This window comes from Flavobacterium sp. KY-23415, from assembly GCF_055384985.1.
In genome coordinates this window covers 3,179,816-3,200,157 of record NZ_AP044001.1, presented here as the reverse complement: position 1 = coordinate 3,200,157, position 20,342 = coordinate 3,179,816, and the positions used below count along the sequence as shown (strand labels likewise).

Sequence of the window (20,342 nt, the reverse complement as noted above, 5' to 3'; positions counted from 1 at the left end):
ATAAATATTTAATTTACATTTGCAAAAAATTTGGTGTAATGACGATCAAAATTGAACAAACTAGCATTGAGCATTCTATTTTTTGTGAAGCAATTATTACAGAAATGGAAAGCTCTGCTAAAGTGAGAGGTACTGGAATTGCTAAGCGTTCCATAGAATATCTAAATAAAAAAATAACAGAAGGCAACGCTATTATTGCACTTACTGAGCAAAATGAATGGGCTGGTTTCTGCTATATTGAAACTTGGAGCGAGGAAAAATTTGTTGTCAACTCTGGATTAATTGTGGCTCCACAATTCAGAGAGTTAGGACTAGCAAGGAAAATAAAAAAAGAAATTTTCAAATTATCACGAAGAAAATTTCCAGAAGCAAAAATTTTTGGGTTAACAACAGGTTTGGCTGTGATGAAAATAAACAGTGAATTGGGTTACGAACCTATACCTTACTCAGAAATTACACAAGATGAGAAATTTTGGGAAGGATGTAAAAGTTGTGTTAACTATGACATTTTAATCTCTAAAAATAGAAAAAATTGTTTGTGTACAGCAATGATGTATGACAAGAATAACGATGTGTTACAAAAAAGGCAAAAAGAAGAAAAAATCCTAATTAAAGAACGATTAAATCGGATGAAAAAGAAACATTCCTTACTTAAAATCATATCGTTAAAACTCAAAAGAAAAAGTAAAACTTTTTTAAAAACAATTAAAAAATGAAAAAGAAAATAGTTTTAGCATACAGTGGCGGATTAGACACCTCATTTTGTGCTGTTTATCTCTCTAAAAAATTAAATTATGAGGTGCATGCAGTTACTGTTAATACAGGTGGATTTTCCAATGATGAAATAATAGCAATAGAAAAACGAGCTTATGAATTGGGTGTTTACTCTTACACATGTATCGATGCAACAGAAGCTTATTACACTTCTTGCTTAAAATACTTAATCTATGGGAATGTTTTAAAAAACAATACTTATCCCCTTTCAGTAAGTGCAGAAAGAACCATTCAAGCAAAAACCATTGCCGATTATGCTCTTCAAATTCAAGCCAAAGCGGTAGCGCATGGCAGTACTGGTGCTGGTAATGATCAAGTTCGTTTTGATGTTATTTTTAATATTTTATGTCCAAATGTAGAAATCATTACACCTATTAGAGATTTAAAATTATCTAGAGAAGCTGAAATCTCTTTTTTAGCTGAAAACGGTTTCGAAATTAACTTTGAAAAAGCGTTATATTCTATTAATAAAGGACTTTGGGGAACTTCTGTAGGTGGTAAGGAAACCTTGACTTCTCATGGTTACTTACCCGAAACAGCATTTCCTTCACAATTAAACAAAACTGAAGCAGATAAATTATCTATAACGCTTCATTTCTCAAAAGGAGAATTCGTTGGTATTAATAATGATACTTTTTCACAACCTATTGAAGCCATTCAATACCTAGAAAGCATAGCTTCTCAATTTGCAATTGGGAGAGACATTCATGTGGGTGACACTATTGTTGGGATTAAAGGAAGAGTTGGGTTTGAAGCGGCAGCTGCCATTTTAATTTTAAAAGCACATCATTTGTTGGAAAAACACACGCTTTCAAAATTCCAATTAAACCTGAAATCTCAACTTGCTGATTGGTATGGCAGTTGGTTACACGAAGGTTTGTTTTTAGATCCAGCCATGAGAGATATTGAAGCTTTTTTTGAAAGCACACAAGATAAAGTAAATGGAAAAGTTTTTATTACACTGCTTCCTTATCGTTATATTTTAAACGGAATTGAATCTGAGAATGATTTGATGAATGCTAAATTTGGTAGCTATGGAGAAATGAATTTGGGTTGGTCTGGTAATGACGTAAAAGGATATTCAAAAATTATTAGTAATTCACTTTCGATTTATCACAAAGTAAATGCTAATCAAACAGAAGTAGATGCAAACTAAAATTAAAGTAGGAATTATTGGTGCTGCAGGTTATACTGGTGGTGAATTAATTCGTTTGTTATTGAATCATCCTAATGTTGAAATTGTTTTTGCTTTAAGCAGAAGTAATGCCAATAAACCAGTTTATGAGATTCATACCGATTTGTTTGGAGAAACGAATTTAACGTTTACCAATGAATATACAAATACAATAGACGTTTTATTCTTGTGTTTGCCTCACAAAGAAAGTAAAGGTTGGATCGAAAATAATTCGGTTGCCAACCAAATAAAAATTATTGATTTAGGAAATGATTTCAGATTAAACGGAAATTTCAGTCAAGGTGAATTCATTTATGGTTTATCAGAAACCAATGAAGAAGCGATTAAGAAAGCAAATTATGTTGCAAATCCAGGTTGTTTTGCAACAGCTATTCAATTGGCTTTGCTTCCATTGGCAAAAGAAAAATTATTAAATAAAGTATATACTACAGGAATCACTGGAGCAACAGGAGCTGGACAACAATTGCAACCAACGTCTCATTTTAGTTGGAGAACCAATAATATTTCGGCTTATAAAACATTGAATCATCAGCACGTGCCTGAAATTTGCCAAACATTGGAACACTTAAATAAAGAAAAAGTCCAATTAGAATTTGTACCATGGAGAGGTGATTTTACCAGAGGAATTTTTACAAGTTCAACTTTGGAAAGCAATTTACCATTGGAAGAATTATACAAAATATATGAAACATTTTACAAAGGCAACCCTTTTGTTTTTGTTTCTAGAAATACTATCGATTTAAAACAAGTAGTCAACACCAACAAGTGTTTGATTCACATAGAAAAACAAAATGAACAAGTTGTAGTTCATTCTGTAATAGACAATTTAGTAAAAGGAGCTTCGGGTCAAGCGATTCAAAATATGAATTTAATGCTAGGTTGGGAACCTACATTAGGCTTGAAATTAAAAGCATCCGCATTTTAAAACTTACATATATGAAATCACCACTAACAACAAGTTTGTTGCAAACAATTGAAAAATCATCGAATACCGATGAAAAATATAATAATTGTGAGATAAACACCAATGATTAAAAAGGTGATACCATATGTTACCACTAAAAAATAAATTTTAAACATATGAAATTATTTGATGTATATCCGTTATTCGATTTAAACTTCGTTGAAGCAGAAGGCTCTTATTTATGGAATGATAGAAATGAAAAGTATTTAGATTTATATGGTGGTCATGCCGTTATTTCTATAGGTCATAGTCATCCTACTTATGTAAAAATGTTAACAAGACAATTACACAATATAGGTTTTTATTCTAATTCCGTTCGAATTCCTATTCAAGAAGAAGTGGCTAAATTATTAGGAAAAGCCAGTGGTTATGATAATTATGAATTCTTTATGTGTAATTCTGGAGCGGAAGCCAATGAAAATGCGTTAAAATTAGCTTCATTTCATACCAATAAGAAAAAAGTAATTTGTTTTAGTAAAGCATTTCACGGAAGAACTGCTGCTGCCGTTGCTGCTACCGATAATAAAAAAATAATTGCTCCAATAAATGAAACCGATAATTTTATTTTCTTATCGTTTAACGATATTGAAGCATTAGACGAAGCCTTTAAAACAAATGAAATTGCTGCTGTTATAATTGAAGGTATTCAAGGTGTAGGTGGTGTTCAAATTCCAACCACTGCTTTTTTACAAAAAATAAGAGTGTTATGCGACCGTTATGAAGCCTTATTTATTGCTGACGAAATTCAATCAGGTTATGGAAGAACAGGTAAATTCTTTGCACATCAACATGCCAATGTTCAAGCAGATATTATAACCGTTGCCAAAGGAATGGGTAATGGATTCCCCGTTGGTGGTGTGCTTATTTCACCCGAAATCGAAGCAAAACACGGCTTATTAGGAACTACTTTTGGTGGCAATTATTTAGCTTGTGCAGCTTCAAAAGCGGTTTTAGAAGTTATCCAGTCTGAAAAATTGATGCAAAATGCAACAGAAATGGGGGATTATTTAAACCAACAACTTAAAGATAATCCAATAGTTAAAGAAATAAGATACAAAGGTTTAATGTTTGGAATTGAATTAAAAACAGCTTGTGCTCCTTTTAGAAATCAATTGTTACAAGATTTTAGAATTTTAACTGGAAATGCTTCTTGCCCTAACACTTTACGAATTTTACCTGCTTTAAACATCTCTAAAAAAGAATTAGATGTTTTTATTAGCGCTTTTAAAACTCTTTCAAGGTTACATTATAAAAAAGAAGAAATAAACCAAAGTAAAAAAGCGGTGCTAACATAATTAGTGATTAGTGCAAAATTAATATAATAAACAAGACAAAAAAGAGATGAAAAGATTCTTCTCTGTTAACGATATAACAGATTTACAAACAACAATTAAAGAGGCTATTGCTTTAAAAAAAGCACCACAACAAAACAATCACCTTGGAAAAGGAAAAACAATAGGATTGGTATTTTTAAATTCGAGTTTACGAACAAGATTAAGTACTCAAAAAGCAGCTCAAAATTTGGGGTTACATACCATTATATTAAACGCAAATCAAGAAGCTTGGACTTGGGAATTTGAAGATGGAGCTGTTATGAATGGCAACACAGTCGAACATGTAAAAGATGCAGCCAATGTTTTGAGTCAATATTGCGATATTATTGGTATTCGTTGTTTTGCTGGTTTGACCAATAAAGAAGAAGATGTCTCCGAAAAAGTGTATAAATTGTTTGAAAAACATGCAAAAGTTCCTGTAGTTTCCTTAGAATCTGCCACTTTGCACCCTCTTCAAAGTTTAGCCGATTGCATTACAATTGAAGAACATTTACCAAAAAATAAAAAACCAAAAGTGGTCTTAACTTGGGCACCACATATTAAACCTATTCCACATGCAGTAGGAAATTCATTTGCACAATGGATGAATGCGAGTGATTATGAGTTTGTAATTACACATCCCAAAGGGTACGAATTAGATACTGAATTTACAAAAAATGCAACCCTAGAATACAATCAGGAAAAAGCATTAGAAAATGCCGATTTTGTGTATGTGAAAAATTGGTCTTCATTCAAAGAATATGGAAAAGTAATTCCTGTTGAGGAAGATTGGTTGCTAACCAATGACAAGTTAAAAGGAAGTAATAATGCTAAAATAATGCATTGTTTGCCAGTGAGAAGAAATGTTGAAATAAGTGACGAAGTATTAGATAGTGAAAATTCGTTAGTTTACAAACAAGCTAACAATAGGACTTTTGCAGCTCAAATAATTCTTCAAAAAATATTAGAAAACAATGAATAACCAAAAGTTATTAATTATTAAAATAGGTGGTAATAGTATCGACAATAAGTTTGAATTAGCACAATTTCTAGAGACTATTGCCACCATCAATACACCTTTTATTCTCGTTCATGGTGGTGGAAAATTAGCAACCGATTTAGCCGAAAAACTAAACATACCACAACAATTAATCGATGGACGACGAATAACAGATACAGAGACTATTAAAATTGCAACGATGGTTTATGCGGGCTACATTAATAAAAATATTGTCGCATCATTACAAAAAAACAATAAAAATAGCATTGGATTATCGGGTGCAGATGCTAATTTGATTAAAACCACAAAAAGAATCCATCTAACCATAGATTACGGATTTGTAGGTGATTTGAATGAAAATAGTGTAAATACTGCTTTTATTGAAAACCTAATCAATTTCGGCTTAACACCTGTTGTAAATGCCATCACACACGATGGAAATGGGCAATTATTAAACACAAATGCGGATTCCATTGCAAGTACTTTAGCAACTAGTTTAGCTTCAAAATATGATGTGTCTTTATTGTACTGTTTTGAAAAAAAGGGTGTATTATCTGAACCCAGTAATGATGATTCAGTAATTAAATTTTTGAATCATCAACAATACAAACAATTGAAAAACGATGGTATAATTTCAAAAGGAATGCTACCCAAATTAGATAATTGTTTCAATGCCTTACAAAACGGAGTTTCAGCAATAGGAATCTTAAAAGCCACTAATATTTTAGGCTTTTTAAACAACACAAATCATGAATACACAAGAATTATCCAATAATACAGTTACATCATTATATGAAACAGCACTTTCACTGCTGAAAAAATTAATAGCCACACCTTCTTTCAGTAAAAGCGAAGATAAAACAGCAGCAATTATTGAAGATTTTTTCAAATCTCACGATATCCCAACCCATAGAAGTATGAATAATGTTTGGGCTTACAATAAATATTATGATGCATCAAAACCTACAATCCTTTTAAATTCACATCATGATACGGTTAAACCAAATTCAGGTTATACTTTAGATCCTTTCACACCAATAGAAAAAGACGGAAAACTTTTTGGTTTAGGCAGTAACGATGCGGGTGGACCTTTGGTAAGTTTAATAAGTACGTTTTTATATTTCTACGAAAAAGAAAATTTGAACTATAATATTATTATAACTGCTACAGCAGAAGAAGAAATTTCTGGTGTAAACGGTGTAGAATCGATATATAAAGAATTAGGTGATATTGATTTTGCCATTGTGGGCGAACCTACAGAAATGAATTTGGCTATAGCTGAAAAAGGATTATTAGTTTTAGATTGCGAAGCTTCTGGAACCTCTTCTCATGCAGCTCATCCAAATGATGATAATGCTATTTTAAATGCCATTCAAGATATTCATTGGTTTACCCAATATAAATTTGATAAAATTTCACCTATTCTAGGAGAAGTTAAAATGACACCAACGATTATTAACAGCGGTTCCCAACATAATGTAGTTCCAAATTCGTGTTCGTTTACAGTTGATGTGCGTACGAATGAACTGTATTCCAATGAAGAAGTGTACAATTTGGTTCAAGAAAATGTAAAATCGAAAGTAACCGCTCGTTCATTACGATTGAACTCCTCTTCTATTCCAATGGATCATCCTTATGTAAAAGCAGGTTTAAAACTGGGTAGAACCTATTATGGATCACCAACCTCATCAGATCAAGCTGTCATTCCTTGTCCGTCTTTAAAAATAGGCCCAGGTTTATCTACTCGTTCGCATAGTAGTGACGAATATATTTATTTAGATGAAATTAAGGAAGCTATCCAAATTCATATTTCAATTTTAACCCAAATACTATAAAATGGCAACTAAAATTTGGCAAAAGAAAGAAAATTCCAATCAAGAACATGCTTCAATAGTAGAAAAATTTACTGTTGGTAATGATGTGCTTTTTGATTATAAATTAGCAAAATATGATGTATTAGGTTCGTTAGCGCATTGTGAAATGCTAAATTCTATAGGTTTGTTGACCAATGATGAATGGAATGCTATTGAAAAAGAATTAAAAAATATTGCTGTTGAAATTGAAAACGGAAATTTCGAAATTGAAGCAGGAATTGAAGATGTACATTCGCAAGTAGAACATTTGTTGATTCAACGCATTGGTGACATTGGTAAAAAAATCCACAGTGGACGTTCTAGAAACGATCAAGTGTTAACCGATTTAAAATTATATTTCAAAGCAGAAATTAACGAAATTGTTTCCCTAACAGAAAAGCTTTTCGGCACATTAATTCAATTAAGTAACCAACATAAAGATATTCTTTTACCAGGTTACACCCATTTACAAATTGCGATGCCTTCTTCTTTCGGACTTTGGTTTGGAGCTTATGCAGAAAGTTTAATAGATGACTTAGAAGTGTTTCTAGCAGCTTATCATGTAGTAAACAAAAACCCATTAGGTTCAGGAGCTGGTTATGGTACTTCATTTCCTTTAAATAGAACATTAACTACTCAATTATTAGGTTTTAAAACCTTAAATGTGAATTCCGTTTATGCTCAAATGACTAGAGGAAAATCGGAAAAAGTGTTTGGAATGGCTTTGGCAACCATGGCAGGAACCTTGAGTAAATTTGCTTTTGATATGTGTTTGTATTTAAATCAAAATTTTGGATTCATTTCCTTTCCAGATTCCTTAACCACAGGAAGTAGTATTATGCCACACAAAAAAAATCCAGATGTTTTTGAAATTATGAGAGCCAAATGCAACAGGATTCAAGCGGTTCCAAACGAATTGATATTGGTTACCAATAATTTACCTTCAGGTTATCATAGAGATGTTCAAGTAACGAAAGAAATTTTGTTTCCAGCTATCTCTTCCATGAAAGAATGTTTGGAAATGTTAGACTTTATGTTGGCTCATATTCAAATAAAACCCAATATTGTGGAAGATAGGAAATACAAATACATGTTTAGTGTGGAAAACGTGAACCAACAAGTGTTAGAAGGAATTGCGTTTAGAGATGCGTATAAAAACATCGGTTTAGCTATTGAAAACAATACTTTTGAACCTAATTACAAAGTAGCACATTCTCATGAAGGAAGCATTGGCAATCTAAGAAATGATTTGATTGTGGAAAATTTTAAGGAAGTGATGAGTAGGTTTAAATAAGATAGTTAAAACCTTTGTCAAAGTTTTGAATTTTGACAAAGGTTAAAAAACAGGTAAATGTTAATACTTATTAGATATTAACTAGTGTACCAAGTACCATTTCTATCATCACATTCACTTTTACATTTCCTTTCAGTATAACCAAAACTAACAAGTGTTTGATCACATAAAACTCTACCTGCTACAACACATTTAAATCTAGTAGAATTAGGATCAATCACTTCTTTTAAACCTGCAAGAACATTTTTTTGTTTTTCTTTAGAAAGAATAAATTTCTTAAATAATAAATTGTTTTTCATTTTTTGTTTATTTTAGTTATACAAAATTGTTTAAACAAAACTAAGTATTATAAAAACACGAAAAATCACCCAAAATGGGTGACATAAAAACCCTCTAAATGTTTTATTAAAGAAAATTTTAAAGAAATTATTCGTCTATTCAATAAAAAACAATAGTTTTCAGCATTAATAAAATTAAAAACCGTTATTTTATTCCTTTCAACCTAAAAGATAGACTATTAATTTTTCAAACTCGACCCTATCTATACTCTATTATATTACAAATATTTGGAACTGTATTAACTACAAAGTATTTGTAATAATGATTGATGAAAAATTTAGGACTGTGATAAATAAATTCTAATAAAAAAACTAAGTTTTCATTATTAAGGCAATGAAAAGCTATTTCATTATTCTTTTACAACTCCTAACGGATAAGCTGTTTCTTTTTTACATTCATTCATTACAATACTACTATGATATTGTCCAATATTTGGAATATTTGAAATGACATTCACTACAAATTCATTATAACTTCTAATATCTTGTGCTACAATTTTTAGCATATAATCATAATTTCCAGACAAGCTAATAACGTCTAAAACTTGTGGAATAGCAATTATCATTTGCTCAAATTCATCTAAGGCTTCTTTAGATTGTTCTTTTAAGGTTATATTACAATACACTACAATTTCAACACCAATTTTAAATCGGTCAACCAAAGCAACGTATTTTTTTATAACACCGTTCCGTTCTAAATTCTTGATACGCTCATAAGTAGGTGTAAACGAAAGTCCGATTTTTTCACCAATATCTTTCACAGAAATAGTGGAATCATTTTGTAAAATTTCTAATATTAATTGATCTTTAGTGTCTAATTGGTCTTTCATTTTTTGTATTATTTTTTATATTGCAAATAATCTTGAAGCATGATTGTAGCAGCAATTTCATCAATTAATGCCTTATTTTTACGTTGGTTTTTCTTCAAACCACTGTCAATCATAGTTTGAAAAGCCATTTTAGAAGTAAATCGTTCATCAACTCTATCCAAGGTCATTTCTGGAAACTCTTTTTGAAATATTTTGATAAATTTTTCAATTATTGCAGCACTTTCAGAAGGTGTTCCGTCCATTTGCTTGGGCTCACCAATAATTACCTTTCCAACTTTTTCTTTAGAAAAGTATTCTTTTAAAAAAGGAATTAGAGTTTCAGATGGAATTGTAGTTAAACCAGAAGCAATAATTTGCATTTCATCAGTTACTGCAATTCCTGTTCGTTTTAAACCATAATCAATAGAAAGTATTCTAGACATAATTTTGTTTTATGAAGCAAAGATAAGGAAAGTAAACTTGAATTGAACTTTAGAAGAAAACACTAATTTCATGAATTAACACTAATTGATTGGTCAAAATTCGTAAAATTAGTGCTACATTTTTAATTTACTAACTTCAAAGTCTTGCTTGTCATGGCTCTAATTTGAGTACACAATTCCTCATTATCATTTAATGTTTCACCAAATGCTGGAATCATTTCTTTCAATTTTGCTTGCCACTGTTCTGAATTGTATTTATTAGAAAAGCATCTGCTAATCACTTCAATCATAATTGAAACCGATGTAGATGCACCTGGTGAAGCTCCTAATAGAACCGCTAAAGAGCCGTCAGAATCATTTACTACTTCTGTTCCGAATTCTAAAACACCTTTCCCGTTTTTATCTTTCTTAATAACCTGTACTCTTTTTCCAGCTGTTTCTAGCACCCAATCTTCACTTTTCGCATTAGGAAAGTAATTTTTTAAAGCTTCCATTCTATCTTCTTGCGATTGCATTACTTGTTCTATCAAATATTTTGTTAAAGGAATATTGTGAACTCCAGCAGAAAGCATCGGACGAATATTATCGGTCTGAATGGATTTTATCAGATCAAGGTAAGAACCATTTTTTAGGAACTTTGTGGTAAAACCAGCATAGGGTCCGAAAAGTAATTCTTGTTTTCCATCTATCATTCTCGTATCGATATGAGGAACAGACATTGGTGGTGAACCAACTGAGGCTTTGCCATATACTTTTGCATTATGTTGTTTAATCACTTCTGGATTCATACAGCGCAACCATTGTCCGCTAATTGGAAATCCTCCATATCCTTCTCCTGCTTCAATATTTGCTTTTTCTAATAATCGCAAAGAGCCTCCTCCTGCTCCAATGAAAACAAAGGGCGTATTGGTCTTTCTAGATTTTTTTGTAACTAAATCTCTAACTTTTACCTTCCATTTCCCGTCGTTTTGCTTTTTTAGTTTTTCAACTTCAGTTTGAAAATATAATGAAACTCCGTCTTGATTTTTTAAATATTCGAAAAGTAAACGTGTGAGCGAACCAAAATTCACATCGGTGCCAATTGGCATATAGGTAGCCGCAACAGGTGTGTTTGGATCTCTATCTTTAACCACTAAAGGAATCCAGTTATTCAAAACATCTTTATCGGTACTGAAGAGCATTCTTTTGAACAAACTTTTTGTTGTTAATGCTTGGTGTCTTTTCTTTAAAAAATTAACATTTTCTTCTCCCCAAACAAAACTTACATGTGGTATTGAATGAATAAAATCTTCAGGGTTTTTAATGATTTCTTTTTTCACCAAATAACTCCAAAACTGTCTTGAAACTTCGTAGGCTTCAGATATTTTTAAAGCTTTACTTATATCAATTGTTCCATCTTCTTTTTCAGGTGTATAATTTAACTCACAAAACGCAGCATGTCCTGTTCCTGCATTATTCCATGCATCGCTACTCTCTGATGCTGCTTCAGACATTCGTTCATAAATTTCAATTTTACAATTTGGATCTAATTCTTTCATTAAAATTCCTAATGTAGCACTCATTATACCTGCTCCAATTAAAATAACATCTGGTTCTTCCATTTCAAAACTTCTTTTAATTCACTAAACTCTATACCTAGTTTGTGGTACAAAGATAGCTATAACATTGACTCATTAGAAATTTTGAAAGAGCAAAAAAGCTTTAAATAGAGACTATTTTGTTACACAATTAACAGCAATTTATTTTTGAAAATGTATACTTTATAATAATCTATCCAAAAACAAAACATTAATTAAAGAAAAAACTAGTTAGACCAATAATTATGGAAAAATTACAAAAAAATAAAGCACACCTTTTATTTAAAAACAAGTGTGCTTCCAACCATAACTATAAAAACAAAAACAATTATTATTTCCCAAAGAATCTACTGAAAAATCCTTTTTCCTCTTCAACTTTGGTCGATTTATTGTTTATTTTTTCTTGTTCATATATTAACTCCATAATATATTGAACATAGGTTTTATTTTTTTCTTCTAAAAAACCATTTAGATACTTTTCGCTATATTCTATACCACTAGCAGCTTCAATTTGTAACAGTTTTTTATATAAAGGTTCAATATGATTAGTAATTACCTCTTGCGGAATAGCTCTTCTTCGTGCAAAATAATTTACTATCTCTCCATTTTCATCTTTAGCAATTTCAAAATCAGTAATTACCCAGTAATATCTTCCTGACTTCGCTAAATTTTTAACAATCGCATGAAAATTCTCCCCTTTTTTAAGTTTCTCCCAAAGTACTTTAAAAATAACTTTTGGCATATCTGGATGACGAATTATGTTGTGAGGTTGCCCCATTAATTCATAATCTTCATATCCGCAAACATCTACAAAAACTTCATTTGCATATTCTATTATACCCCTCGGATTAGTTTTACTCATAATTATTTGAGTCTTATCCCAAGAAACTTCTTTATCGATTAACACAGGTCTGTTTGAAGTTTGATTGTCTAAATTCATTTGTTTTTTTACTATTTTATTACTAATTAATTCTGGTTGCTAACAGCTTTAATCTTGCCGCAAAACTATATAAACATTGATTTTAAAAACCTGATAAAAATCAGTTTTAATAAAGCAAATATTTGTTATATGAAGAAAAACTTTACATTTAAACTATAAAACTTTAACACATTTTTGAGTCAAAAAAACAAACATTAATTATTTGAAACAATAAATATGTAACTAAAAACAAAGTCTATTTAAAAAAAATCGAATTATCTTTGCATCAAATTTTTTTATAATGACACATTTACAATCTACAATAGAAGAAGCTTGGGAAAACAGGGCTTTGTTACAAGAAGAAACAACACAAAACTCAATAAGAGAAGTTATTGAACTTATAGATTCTGGAAAATTAAGAGTAGCAGAACCAATTGAAGGTGGTTGGCAAGTTAACGAATGGGTAAAAAAAGCTGTGGTAATGTATTTTCCAATTCAAAAAATGGAAACATTAGAGGCTGGTATTTTTGAATATCACGATAAAATGCCTTTGAAAAGAGGTTATGCGGAAAAAGGGATACGTGTAGTTCCTAATGCCGTTGCTCGTCATGGCGCTTACATATCTAAGGGAGTAATTTTGATGCCAAGTTATGTTAACATAGGCGCTTATGTAGATGAAGGTACAATGGTTGACACTTGGGCAACTGTTGGTAGCTGTGCGCAAATTGGCAAAAACGTTCATTTATCTGGTGGTGTTGGAATTGGTGGTGTATTGGAACCATTACAGGCTGCTCCAGTTATTATTGAAGATGGTGCTTTTGTTGGTTCACGTTGTATTGTTGTGGAAGGTGTTCGTGTAGAACAAGAAGCTGTTTTAGGGGCAAATGTTGTATTAACAGGTTCTACGAAAATTATTGATGTTACAGGAGATGAACCTATTGAATATAAAGGCATTGTTCCAGCACGTTCTGTTGTTATTCCTGGAAGTTATACTAAAAAATTCCCTGCAGGAGACTACCAAGTTCCATGTGCATTAATCATTGGAAAAAGAAAACCTTCAACAGATTTAAAAACATCATTAAACGACGCATTACGCGAATATAACGTAGCTGTTTAAAAAATATTAATCCCTGAGCAAAAGCATGCATAATTACTTACAAAGTGTAAAACTTTTTTTTAAACGTTTCCTTATTCTTTTAGTTATTTATCAAATTTGTAGAGGCCTTTTTCTCTTCTTTAATCGAAATAATTTTAATCATATTAGTCTGAAAAGTATTTTAGGAGGCATACATTTTGATTTATCTGCCATTGCTTATATTAATCTGTTATTTGCCCTTTTTCATTTTATTCCTGGTAATTTTAAAAGCAAACCAAGGTATCAAAAAGTATTAAAAATTAGTTTTTTTATTATTAACCTAATTTTCATACTTACAAATTTTGTAGATTTTGAATACTACAAATTTACAGGCAGAAGAAGTACCTTCGGAATGATTACTGCTAGCGGAATGGAAAATGAAATTGGTGGTTTAATTTTTTCTTTTCTAGCTGAATTTTGGCACTTACCCTTGATAGCCATTTTATTAGCTTTTTTATTTTGGAAAGTTATACCCGATTTAAAAAATACAACAAAACAAAGTAATACCAAACTCCAGATAGTAAAACAATCTGGAGTTTTCCTCCTTTTAATGGCGGTAATTTTTCTTTGCGGAAGAGGTGGCTTTCAAAAAAAACCAATAAAAATTGTAGATGCTGTAAATTACGGTTCAATAAATCAATCTGCCTTTGTCTTAAATACTCCATTTTGCATCTTAAAAACTATTGGAAAAAAAGAAACATTAGAAAATCCAAATTTTTATACAGAAGATGAATTAAACAATCACTTCAATCCTGTTTTTGAAAACAAACCAAACAAAGAAGTAATTAAAAAAAATGTAGTTATTATTATTCTTGAAAGTTTCGGAAGAGAAAATATTCAACGCGGACAAACTCCATTTTTAGACTCCTTAATAACAAAATCTCTTTTTTTTGAAAATGGTTTTGCTAATGGAAAATTATCTATTGATGCAGTACCATCAACTCTTTCTAGTATTCCTAGTTTAATGAACCATTCATTAATTACATCCAGTTATTCAATTAATGATGTATATGGATTACCCAAAATTTTAAAAGATAATGGCTATTCTACATCTTTTTTTCATGGTGCTTTTAATGGTAGTCAGAATTTTGACCAATATTGTAAGGTAGCTGGATTTGATAACTATTTTGGAAAAAATGAATATGACGGTCCAGAATCTTTCGATGGAACTTGGGGCGTGTTTGATGAAGATTTTTTTCAATTTTTCTGCAAAAAAATGGGAACATTCAAAAAACCTTTTTTTTCAACCATTTTTAGTATTTCTTCTCATAATCCCTATACTATTCCAAAAAAATATAAAGGCAAATTTCCAAAAGGACGCACTAAAATTGATGAAAGTATTGCCTATGCTGACTATGCCTTAAAGCATTTTTTTGAAAGCGCAAAAAAAGAAGAATGGTACAACAACACTCTATTTGTCTTAACAGCAGACCATACTTCTTCTGAACAAATTGAAGACAAATTCAAAACCAATGTGGGTAAATTTAGAATTCCTATTTTGTTTTTCAATCCAGGCGACAAAACTTTTGGGGGAATTAGCTTCAGGAATATGCAACAAATTGACATTACACCTTCAATCATCGATTTGTTAAATATAAAAACAAAAATGGTTACTTTTGGAAAGCCATATAAATCTGAAAAAGATTTTGTTGTTTATTATTTAGATAATATTTATCATTATATTGATGGCGATTATTACATGGCATTCGATGGGAAAAAAGCTATTGGATTATATCATTTCAAAAAGGATGAATTGTTAAAAAATAATCTTTTACAATCTGAAAAAGAAATATCAAACAGAATGGAACGTTTTATTAAAGCCTATATCCAATCCTTTAACACACGCGTAATTAATAATAAGTTAGTTTTATAGTATGAAAATTTTAGTTATTCAACATAAAATGATTGGTGATGTTTTAATAAGCAGTATCATTTGTGATAACCTTAGAAAAAATTATCCTAATGCGCAAATTGACTATTTAGTTAACACAAATACAGTAGCTATTTTAAAAGGAAATCCATCAATAAACAACATCATTGCCTTTGACGCTGACAAACAAAAAAGTGGATGGGCACTTCTAAAATTTGCATTAAAAATTAGAAAAAACAATTATGATTTAGTAATTGATGCCTATTCAAAACTACAAAGCTGGGTAGTTTCTTTTTTGTGTGGAGCCAAACAAAAAATATCCTATAGAAAAAAAGGAAGAGAATTTATTTATACAGATACTGTACCTTTTGCAGAATTTCCTGAAACTAATTTAGGGTTGGCCATTGAAAGACGTTTGTCACTTCTTAATCCTCTACATTTAACCGTTGAGAAAGAAGTAGCTCCTAAATTATATCTTTCGTCTGATGAAATTGAAAAAGCAAATAATGATTTTACTAAACATAAAATAGATCCTACCAGAAAATCAATTATGATTAGCCTTTTGGGAAGTGAAGAAATAAAAACATACCCATTAAAATTCATGTCACAAATTGTTGATTTTATTGGAGCTAACTATAATGTTAATATACTATTCAATTATTTTCCAAAACAATTAGAACAAGCCAAAGAGGTCTATAACAATTGCTCAGCAACAACACAATCTAAAATATACTTTGAGCTTTTTGGAGATAGTTTGAGAGATTATATGGGTATAATGAATAATTGCGAGTTAATTGTTGGTAATGATGGTGGAGCAATAAACATGGCAAAAGCTCTAGGCAAATCGTCTTTTATTATTTTTTCTCCTTGGATTGAAAAGAAAATTTGGGCAACTTTTGAAGACGGGATAAACCATACTTCTGTACACTTAAAAGATTTTAAACCTGAATTATTTGAAAGAAAAACCGAAAAAGAATTGAAGGAAAAAGCCTTAGAATATTATCAATTATTTGAACCAAATTTATTACTAAACAACCTCAAATTATTTTTAGACACTAAAGTTTAACAATTCCATTCTTTGTTCTAATTATCCTGTTCTTAATATTATAAGCTCTAATTTTTAAATTTTTATCCCATTCTTCTTGATCGAAATAACCTCTTTCATGATCTAAATGCAAACAGATTGCTGAATAACGTATTTGTTTAGATAAAACACCATTATTAAACATTCTTTCCCCAATTTCTCTATCTAAACCACCATATTGCATATCTTCATTGAAACCATTTACAGCTATTAGATCCTCTTTAAAACAAGATGTATTATGTCCATTAAAAGATTTTTTTGTAGGTGTAAACCAATTCATGAATAACGTAAAAGGTTTAAATCTTATTAATTTTGCCAATTTAAAATTCTTTTTCACTCTATTTTTTGATAGCCAAATAGGATTAAAACAATCTTTTGATAAGATATCGGATTCAGAAATTGATAGTGATGTTTTTAAAGGTAGCTTAAAATAACCTCCTGAAAGGAAATATCCTTTTTCTTTATATTTCAAATGAGCGGCAACAAAATCTTCCCTAGGTATGCAATCTCCATCTGTAAATAAAATGTAATCTGAGCTAGATTGCAGTATGGCTTTATTTAAGATTTTACATTTTTGAAAACCATTATCTTTTTGCCAGACATGCACAATTGGATACTTGAACTTATCCGTAAATTTCTCAATCAATTCTTTAGTAGCATTACTAGAACCATCATCGGCAATAACGACTTGGAAATCATCCTCTGTTTGGTTTTTATAACCTACGAGAACTTTTTTAAGCCATTCTTCAGAATTGTAAGTAGTAATTATTACAGATAATTTCATTCAAAAATAAAAGGGTAAAATGTCTTTTTGCTACTATATCCATAGACATTTGATAGTTTAGTTACAAGCATCTAATAGCAATTCTGACAAAAATAGTATAAACAAATGAATTTACTACTTTTTCCAAAACTTTAATTTCTTTTTAAGTCTTTTTTTTCTGTGAAATCTAAATTGAAAGTCTTGCGTAAACTGCCACATTGTATTAAATACAAGTGTTTCGTCTTCTCCGGATATTTTTGCATACTCATTGCTCATAATTGCTACCATTTCCTTTTTAGGTGTAATTTTAGAGAGATTTTTCATTCTAGTTTCAAAAGGCATCGTTAAATGAAAATTCATCCTATTCAAATCGACTAAATAAAAAGAATAAGTTCCGTCATTATTATTACTAATTAAAGTGTTCCCTGGAGAATGATCTTTAAATTCAATACCATTCTTATGCATTTTATAAGTAAAATGGACAAACTGACGCAGTATATTTTCGCCATCTGGATAATCTGTTTCTACTAATTCTCTATAGGTTAAATCGCAAAAAATATGCTCACAAACATAATAACTATCTTGCAAACCAACGAAATTTGAGTTTTCTTTAAAAGCAATTGGTTTGGGTGTTCCAATATCGTTTTTTAATAAAACACTAGCATATTCATAGGACCTTCTTGCTTTAGATTTTCTGAAATATTTATATATAATTCTATTAATCAATATTGGTTTTCTAAACGATTTAATGTTTAAAGTTAATGACTCATCTACTTTAAATAATTTTATCGTGTTTCTTCTACCTGCCACAAAAAGTTCTCCTGTAGAATGAAAATTTTCTATACTTGAAGCTATTATGGTTTTAATGTTCGTATAAGTAGGAAAAATGCTTAACATCTTTTTTTTTCAAAAATAAGGATATCCGTTTAATTATTTAGAAACATATCTTATTTTTACTAAAATTTATTTCATGAATATTTTTCTAGAATCTCATAATATTAACAATAAAGCAGGAGGACTTGGAACCTTTAATTATCAACTCATTAAAGCGCTTTCTAAGTTAAAAACACCAAATAAGGCAATTACTTTAAATGCCAAACATCCTGAAAAATTAGAAAATGAATTTGGAACTATTTTTAAATATTCAAAATATACTAGCTTAGAGCGTCATTTTTTATTTCGAAAAAAGAAGAAATATGATGTTTGGCATAGTTTAAATCAAAATACTAAAGTTGAACCTTTTTTCAAACCTAAAAAATATATTTTAACTATTCACGATGTCAATTTTGTTGAAGAAATTTCATCTAACATGGAGCATAGAGTGAATACAAAATTCATTGAAAAATTAAATCGGGCAGATATTATTACCTACATATCTAAATTTGCTAAAGAACAAACGCATCGCTATTTTAATGTTCCTAATGTTCCTGAATATATTATATATAATGGTAATCCATCTGAGAAGAAAATAGAAAATAATACTTTTCAACCTCCTTTCAAATTAAAAAAGCCCTTCTTCTACTCTATTGGTGATTTTATTCCTAGAAAAAATTTCCTTTCCATTGTAAAAATGATGGAAAATATAGAAGATTATATCCTTATTATTTCAGGGAATGACAACAAGGAATATGGTCATGAAATTAAAAAATATATTACAGAGAATAACTTACAAGACCGTGTATTTTTGACAGGAAAAGTGAGTGATGAAGCCAAACAATATTATTTAAAAAACTGTACTGCATTTTTATTTCCTTCCATTAGAGAAGGCTTTGGCCTACCTCCAATTGAAGCGATGAAATTTGAAAAACCAGTATTTCTTTCAAATTTAACGTCTCTTCCAGAAATTGGCGGTGATGCAGCTTTTTATTGGGATAATTTTGAACCGAAATATATGAAAGATTTTGTTTTATCTAAACTTGAAGATTTTGATAAAAATAAAACTTTTTACGTTACAAAAATTAAAGAACGTGCCGATTTCTTTTCTTGGGAAAAGGCAGCTAAAGAATATTTAAAATTATATAGTTTATGATTTTGAAGAGGATGCCCAATTACTTAAACCCCCTCTTTAATATATCTATTTGAATAGAAACTTAAACCATTGACCAAAATTCTTTTTCCAAATATAAAAATTTGATGGTAAAAATGCCTTCGTTTTCATATTATCTGAAACTTCTGCAATTGTCTTACCCGAAACAAATTCTAATTTCTTCCATTTCTCTGGTTCAATGTAAAAAACATTTTGAATTTCTTTATAATTAGATTTGTTAGCATCTCTCCATTTCTGCATAAAATGAGGGTTCAATTCATTTTTGTGTCCCCAATTCTTGAACTTAATTTCTAGTTCTTTTTCAGATCTAGACAAGGTTTCATGCAAAATTAAATTATTGGTATATTTAATTCTGCGTCTAGAATTTCGTCCTACTTTATAATCAGGAAAATTTGTAGCGGTCAAACAACGTGTTGGTTCATCTACATATAAAAAACCATCCTCAACAAACTTATATATATTTACTAAATATGCCGCTATTTGTATTTGATTTTTACTTGGGTTTATTAAATAACTTTCATGTTGTCTCAAACAAGATACAAAACTTTTAAAATCTAAAAAGTATTCGTCTGCATCTAATTGAATTAACCAATTCCCAATTCCCATCTTTTCAGAAAGCATTTTTCTTTCTCTTACTTCACATTCCATAGTGGTCAAATTTGGAACGTAAAAATCATCATAATAAATTTCTATTTTATTATCGACATCTACTTCTGAAATCCAATCAAAAAATGAAGAATCAATTACAAAATCTGAACCATTCCAAGTTTTTCGTTGTTTATCTATTGCCAAAAAAATAGTATCAGATTCACTGTAAACACAGGGCAACGCATTTTTCATTAATTCATAGTCATAGGATACTAAAAAACCTACCTGAATCTTACTCATGTCTTTTTTTTACAAATATAGAATTAAATTCAGTTTAAATAAAGTCCTATATTTGCTTCTTTAAATAAAAAAAGAC

The 20,342-nt window shown here is 30.1% G+C and carries 20 protein-coding genes; 12 read left to right on the top strand and 8 right to left on the bottom strand.

Going from position 1 to position 20,342, the window contains the following annotated elements; all coding sequences use genetic code 11:
- Positions 1-38 precede the first annotated feature (38 nt).
- From ACZ49Z_RS14070 to argH, 8 genes are all read left to right on the top strand, one after another.
- Positions 39-716 carry an N-acetyltransferase gene (locus ACZ49Z_RS14070; protein ID WP_464304944.1) on the top strand — a complete coding sequence of 226 codons (678 nt, stop codon included), beginning with the start codon at positions 39-41 and terminating at the stop codon, positions 714-716.
- Positions 713-1,930 (top strand): argininosuccinate synthase, encoded by a 1,218-nt coding sequence (locus ACZ49Z_RS14065; RefSeq protein ID WP_464304943.1) that lies wholly within the window; start codon positions 713-715, stop codon positions 1,928-1,930. The genes ACZ49Z_RS14070 and ACZ49Z_RS14065 overlap by 4 nt, the downstream gene beginning before the upstream one ends.
- Positions 1,920-2,894, top strand: a complete 975-nt coding sequence (argC, locus tag ACZ49Z_RS14060; protein ID WP_464304942.1) for an N-acetyl-gamma-glutamyl-phosphate reductase — start codon at positions 1,920-1,922, stop codon at positions 2,892-2,894. The genes ACZ49Z_RS14065 and argC overlap by 11 nt, the downstream gene beginning before the upstream one ends.
- A 155-nt stretch (positions 2,895-3,049) precedes the next feature.
- Positions 3,050-4,228, top strand: coding sequence for an aspartate aminotransferase family protein (locus tag ACZ49Z_RS14055; RefSeq protein WP_464304941.1), 1,179 nt, complete (start codon positions 3,050-3,052; stop codon positions 4,226-4,228).
- Between the two features lie 46 nt (positions 4,229-4,274).
- Positions 4,275-5,228: a Rossmann-fold NAD(P)-binding domain-containing protein gene (locus tag ACZ49Z_RS14050; protein WP_464304940.1), complete on the top strand. Its 954-nt coding sequence runs from the start codon at positions 4,275-4,277 to the stop codon at positions 5,226-5,228.
- Positions 5,221-6,021: an acetylglutamate kinase gene (gene argB, locus ACZ49Z_RS14045; protein WP_464304939.1), complete on the top strand. Its 801-nt coding sequence runs from the start codon at positions 5,221-5,223 to the stop codon at positions 6,019-6,021. The genes ACZ49Z_RS14050 and argB overlap by 8 nt, the downstream gene beginning before the upstream one ends.
- A complete protein-coding gene (locus ACZ49Z_RS14040) occupies positions 5,996-7,081 on the top strand; it encodes a M20 family metallo-hydrolase (protein WP_464304938.1) in 1,086 nt (361 codons plus the stop codon). The genes argB and ACZ49Z_RS14040 overlap by 26 nt, the downstream gene beginning before the upstream one ends.
- Before the next feature lies 1 nt (position 7,082).
- Positions 7,083-8,393, top strand: a complete 1,311-nt coding sequence (gene argH, locus ACZ49Z_RS14035; RefSeq protein WP_464304937.1) for an argininosuccinate lyase — start codon at positions 7,083-7,085, stop codon at positions 8,391-8,393.
- Between the two features lie 77 nt (positions 8,394-8,470).
- Here argH and ACZ49Z_RS14030 read toward each other — a convergent pair whose 3' ends face one another.
- From ACZ49Z_RS14030 to ACZ49Z_RS14010, 5 genes are all read right to left on the bottom strand, one after another.
- Positions 8,471-8,692: a hypothetical protein gene (locus tag ACZ49Z_RS14030; protein ID WP_464304936.1), complete on the bottom strand. Its 222-nt coding sequence runs from the start codon at positions 8,690-8,692 to the stop codon at positions 8,471-8,473.
- 389 nt (positions 8,693-9,081) lie between these two features.
- Complete coding sequence (locus tag ACZ49Z_RS14025) at positions 9,082-9,561, bottom strand: Lrp/AsnC family transcriptional regulator (protein WP_464304935.1); 480 nt, start codon at positions 9,559-9,561, stop codon at positions 9,082-9,084.
- A gap of 8 nt (positions 9,562-9,569) precedes the next feature.
- Positions 9,570-9,983 carry a Holliday junction resolvase RuvX gene (gene ruvX / locus ACZ49Z_RS14020; RefSeq protein ID WP_464304934.1) on the bottom strand — a complete coding sequence of 138 codons (414 nt, stop codon included), beginning with the start codon at positions 9,981-9,983 and terminating at the stop codon, positions 9,570-9,572.
- A gap of 122 nt (positions 9,984-10,105) precedes the next feature.
- Positions 10,106-11,584, bottom strand: a complete 1,479-nt coding sequence (locus tag ACZ49Z_RS14015; RefSeq protein ID WP_464304933.1) for a malate:quinone oxidoreductase — start codon at positions 11,582-11,584, stop codon at positions 10,106-10,108.
- Between the two features lie 307 nt (positions 11,585-11,891).
- The gene (locus ACZ49Z_RS14010) at positions 11,892-12,500 is read right to left on the bottom strand and encodes a PAS domain-containing protein (RefSeq protein ID WP_464304932.1); all 609 of its coding nucleotides are present in this window, start codon (positions 12,498-12,500) and stop codon (positions 11,892-11,894) included.
- Between the two features lie 280 nt (positions 12,501-12,780).
- On the opposite strand from ACZ49Z_RS14010, the gene ACZ49Z_RS14005 reads away from it, so the two are divergent.
- From ACZ49Z_RS14005 to ACZ49Z_RS13995, 3 genes are read left to right on the top strand one after another with little or no spacing between them, the layout of a single operon-like run.
- Entirely contained in the window at positions 12,781-13,596 is an 816-nt protein-coding gene (locus ACZ49Z_RS14005) for a 2,3,4,5-tetrahydropyridine-2,6-dicarboxylate N-succinyltransferase (protein WP_464304931.1), read from the top strand.
- A gap of 25 nt (positions 13,597-13,621) precedes the next feature.
- Positions 13,622-15,487, top strand: coding sequence for an LTA synthase family protein (locus ACZ49Z_RS14000; protein WP_464304930.1), 1,866 nt, complete (start codon positions 13,622-13,624; stop codon positions 15,485-15,487).
- A 1-nt stretch (position 15,488) separates the two neighbouring features.
- A complete protein-coding gene (locus ACZ49Z_RS13995; protein WP_464304929.1) occupies positions 15,489-16,550 on the top strand; it encodes a glycosyltransferase family 9 protein in 1,062 nt (353 codons plus the stop codon).
- On the opposite strand, the gene ACZ49Z_RS13990 is transcribed toward ACZ49Z_RS13995, so the two are convergent.
- Together ACZ49Z_RS13990 and ACZ49Z_RS13985 are read right to left on the bottom strand one after the other, a co-directional pair.
- Positions 16,540-17,352, bottom strand: coding sequence for a glycosyltransferase family 2 protein (locus tag ACZ49Z_RS13990; RefSeq protein WP_464304928.1), 813 nt, complete (start codon positions 17,350-17,352; stop codon positions 16,540-16,542). The two genes, ACZ49Z_RS13995 and ACZ49Z_RS13990, sit on opposite strands and share 11 nt — an antisense overlap.
- Positions 17,353-17,466: 114 nt before the next feature.
- A complete protein-coding gene (locus ACZ49Z_RS13985; RefSeq protein WP_464304927.1) occupies positions 17,467-18,228 on the bottom strand; it encodes a lipopolysaccharide kinase InaA family protein in 762 nt (253 codons plus the stop codon).
- A gap of 73 nt (positions 18,229-18,301) precedes the next feature.
- Between ACZ49Z_RS13985 and ACZ49Z_RS13980 the strand changes: the two genes are divergently transcribed.
- Entirely contained in the window at positions 18,302-19,360 is a 1,059-nt protein-coding gene (locus ACZ49Z_RS13980) for a glycosyltransferase family 4 protein (protein WP_464304926.1), read from the top strand.
- A 45-nt stretch (positions 19,361-19,405) separates the two neighbouring features.
- Here ACZ49Z_RS13980 and ACZ49Z_RS13975 read toward each other — a convergent pair whose 3' ends face one another.
- Entirely contained in the window at positions 19,406-20,266 is an 861-nt protein-coding gene (locus tag ACZ49Z_RS13975) for a hypothetical protein (protein ID WP_464304925.1), read from the bottom strand.
- Positions 20,267-20,342: the final 76 nt, after the last annotated feature.